Here is a 3,541-nt window from a genome sequence, read left to right as displayed (position 1 = left end):
TTGCTAAATGAAGGAGGTCTTGTTATTAAATGGGAGCGTAAGATTAAAAACAAAGGTAATGCTGTTTATTAAATTTAGCTGCGTAGCAGCTTAACAACTAATTAGGGAATTAATCACATCTTTCATACTTGTCTAATTTTCATTGCTTCTACTTCGCCAGTTTGAGAATTTACTTTAAAAAGTTTATATTCTCGTTCATACAACGCAGGGGTAGAAGCAAGAGAGGGAGGAATTAATTCTTCCAATCGACTTTTAGGAGGTTTTTTAGGAATATCAAACCCTAAAGTAATCAACCAGAAGCTTTTATCCTCAGAAAGTTCTACTTCTTCAAGTCTTAAATCTCCTAATGAAGAACCCATCATGTCTTGTATGGATTTTATGTATTTATAGGCAGCATTTACTGCTGTTTTGACATCAATCATAATCTATGATTTGATTTGCTCTTTAACTTCATTTACTAATTTAATACTTTTTTATAGTAATTTAACCTTAGTTACTGGTAATTGGTTTATCAAATAAATGATATATATACTTCACATAAGCTTTTCAGATAATTTTAATAAAAATTAATTGAGTAAATCTGAATAGTGGAAAATATTTGGGAAAAAATCTCTGACTTCTGTTGGTTTACGGAGAATAATAACTTGGTGGTTTGGTGTTACTTGACTAAGTTTTTCTAGAATTACAGGACGACGAATAATTGGGTATGACCAGATATATTTGAAAAATTCCCAATTCAATCTTTCAGAACAATCTGATGCCATATCAGGTCTGGGTTGTCTAGCATACATGAAGCGACGTTTAATTACTCGCGACAAACATAAAAGTCGGGGAAAATCCAAAGAAAATTACCGTGTCTGCAACTGACAAACGAACATCAACAGTACCGCTATAGTTACCATCCATAATCCAAGATTCTCGTAGGGTTAGGTCTTGAATTATGCTCTGCCATTTAGTTTTTGGAGTCTCAATCCAACCAGGATTCCAGTACCAAGTATCCAAATGAATCACTTCTAAACCTAAGATGGTTTCCAGTTCGCGGGCTAGGGTAGATTTACCAGCACCCCCAGAACCAATAATTAAGATTTTCTTCACCTGAGATGTGCATCTCCCTTTTCAAGCTCAAGAGGTAAGCATTGCTCACCCAAATAACCGTCTTCAGGGCAACTCAATACGCCGCTACAATAGTACCACTACAAGGATTATGCCCAAATTATTGATATTATGACTACTGCTACGACTGTAAAAACTGAGTATGAAGCGATTATTGGTTTAGAAACCCATTGTCAACTGAGTACAAACACCAAGATTTTCTCCAATAGCTCTACGGAATTCGGTGCTGACCCCAATACTAACATTGACCCGATTTGTATGGGCTTACCTGGGGTTTTACCTGTACTCAATGAAAAAGTATTAGAATACGCCGTCAAAGCTGGTTTGGCACTAAATTGTCAAATCGCTAAATATAGCAAGTTTGACCGGAAACAGTATTTTTATCCAGATTTACCCAAAAATTACCAAATTTCTCAATACGATCTACCGATCGCAGAACATGGTTGGTTAGAAATTGAGTTGGTAGATGCTGAGGGGAATCCGATTCGCAAACGCATTGGCATTACGCGTTTGCACATGGAAGAAGATGCTGGAAAATTAGTACATGCAGGTAGCGATCGCCTTTCTGGTTCTTCCTATTCTTTAGTAGACTACAATCGCGCAGGTATCCCATTAGTAGAAATTGTTTCAGAACCCGATCTGCGTTCTGGATTAGAAGCTGCTGAATATGCCGAAGAGTTGCGGAGGATTGTCCGATATCTCGGCGTGAGTGACGGCAATATGGAACAAGGATCTCTGCGCTGCGATGTCAACATTTCCGTCCGTCCAGTGGGACGAAAGGAATTTGGCACCAAAGTAGAAATTAAAAACATGAACTCCTTCAGCGCCATCCAACGGGCGATTGACTACGAAATTGAACGCCAAATCGCCGCCATCGAAGCAGGCGATCGCATTATCCAAGAAACTCGGTTGTGGCAAGAAGGCGCTCAATGCACAAGTAGTATGCGGGTGAAAGAAGGTTCTAGCGATTACCGCTACTTCCCTGAACCAGATTTGGCACCAATAGAGGTGTCAAATGAACAATTAGAGCAATGGCGTAGCGAACTACCAGAATTACCAGCCCAAAAACGCCATCATTATGAAAGTGAGTTAGGGCTTTCGGCTTACGATGCGCGAGTGTTAACAGAAGATCGTTCAATAGCTGAATATTTTGAAACTGCGATCGCATCTGGAGCAAATCCCAAAGCTGCTGCCAACTGGATTACTCAAGATATTGCAGCCCACCTGAATAAGCAAAAACTCACTATTACGCAAATCGCTCTGACTCCCACCAATTTAGCAGATATTATCACTCGCATTGAAACAGGCAAAATTAGCAATGCTCAAGCTAAACAAAAGTTGCCAGATTTGCTTAGTGGTATTTCTCCTGAAAAAGCCTTTGCCGGACAAGAGTTAATCACCGATCCTAGTGTACTGGAACCGATTGTTGATGAAGTCATAGCTGCCAACTCCAAAGAACTAGAAAAATATCGCAACGGTAACACTAACCTTAAAGGCTTCTTCGTCGGACAAGTTCTCAAAAAGACAGGCAAACGTGCCGATCCTAAGCTAACTAACGAATTGGTCGAGAAAAAACTGAACGCCTAGTAGTCTGCCAACCCAAAGATGCGCTTGTGAGGGCTGGGGAAAGGGGAAAGGGAAAAGGGTAAGGGATTTAAAACCTTTCCCCCTTCCCCCTTACCCTTTACTCCGCCAAGTTCACTTGGCGAACTACTAGAGTGTCTATCAAGTTCACTTTGCTGGGTGAGTAAGCAGAAGGTGCAGAGGGGCAGGGGACAAGGGGACAAGGAGGAATTATTGAACTTCTCCCTTGTCTTCCTCTGTTCCTTGTCTACCTTGTCTCTTCTCAATGCCCCATGCCCAATTCCCCAACTAAGTATTTTCCCGGTCTTGCTTCACACAATCTTCATATAAAAACTGGTGACAACCCTCATACGTAAAATGATATGCTGTGGTAAGTAGATGCACCCTGATGATCTGGAGAGCTGCCTAAGTAGCTCTCTTTTTTATTTTATTTTCGTGGTATTTACGGATAAAATTCCAAAGCTTTTAGAAATAATCTCAATAAATAAGTATTAACCCTTAAAAAGTAATTTAGAGAGATTAGTAAGTAGATGTATCCTAACGATCTACAGAGCAACTCAAGTGGCTCTTTTTTTTTGTTTCTGTTTTTCGTCATAAGAAAGGTAAAAACAATTATGCCAATCGCCAACTGGTGCATTATTATTGCCATCAGCAAATAAACTCACAATAAAAGGGACTGGGGATAAGGGGTAATGGGGACTGGAAACTGAAGACTGGGAACTGGGGAAGTAAGGCGAAACTAAAAACTCTTATCCCTCTTCTGTCACTTTCCGGTTATTCTAAATAAAAGGATTAGAAGAAAAAACTCTGCAAGGGAGGTAGGGCAATGGATGTAGAATTACAA

4 protein-coding genes are annotated in these 3,541 nt (G+C 39.9%); 1 reads left to right on the top strand and 3 read right to left on the bottom strand.

Annotated elements, in window-relative coordinates; genetic code table 11:
• Positions 1-122 precede the first annotated feature (122 nt).
• The 3 genes from V7K79_RS02950 to V7K79_RS02940 form a co-directional block, all read right to left on the bottom strand.
• A complete protein-coding gene (locus tag V7K79_RS02950; RefSeq protein WP_335044559.1) occupies positions 123-422 on the bottom strand; it encodes a hypothetical protein in 300 nt (99 codons plus the stop codon).
• Positions 423-566: 144 nt separating this feature from the next.
• Positions 567-818, bottom strand: a complete 252-nt coding sequence (locus tag V7K79_RS02945) for a hypothetical protein (RefSeq protein ID WP_335044558.1) — start codon at positions 816-818, stop codon at positions 567-569.
• Positions 802-1,095 (bottom strand): hypothetical protein, encoded by a 294-nt coding sequence (locus V7K79_RS02940; protein ID WP_335044556.1) that lies wholly within the window; start codon positions 1,093-1,095, stop codon positions 802-804. Before V7K79_RS02940 ends, V7K79_RS02945 begins: the two co-directional genes overlap by 17 nt.
• Positions 1,096-1,224: 129 nt before the next feature.
• Here V7K79_RS02940 and gatB point away from each other — a divergent pair, with 129 nt between their 5' ends.
• A complete protein-coding gene (gene gatB / locus V7K79_RS02935) occupies positions 1,225-2,700 on the top strand; it encodes an Asp-tRNA(Asn)/Glu-tRNA(Gln) amidotransferase subunit GatB (protein ID WP_335044554.1) in 1,476 nt (491 codons plus the stop codon).
• Positions 2,701-3,541: the final 841 nt, after the last annotated feature.

The organism is Nostoc sp. (assembly GCF_036917575.1).
In the GTDB taxonomy this organism is placed as follows: domain Bacteria; phylum Cyanobacteriota; class Cyanobacteriia; order Cyanobacteriales; family Nostocaceae; genus Nostoc.
Note: the sequence above shows the minus strand (reverse complement) of the source record. Positions and strands in the feature narration are given on the sequence as shown.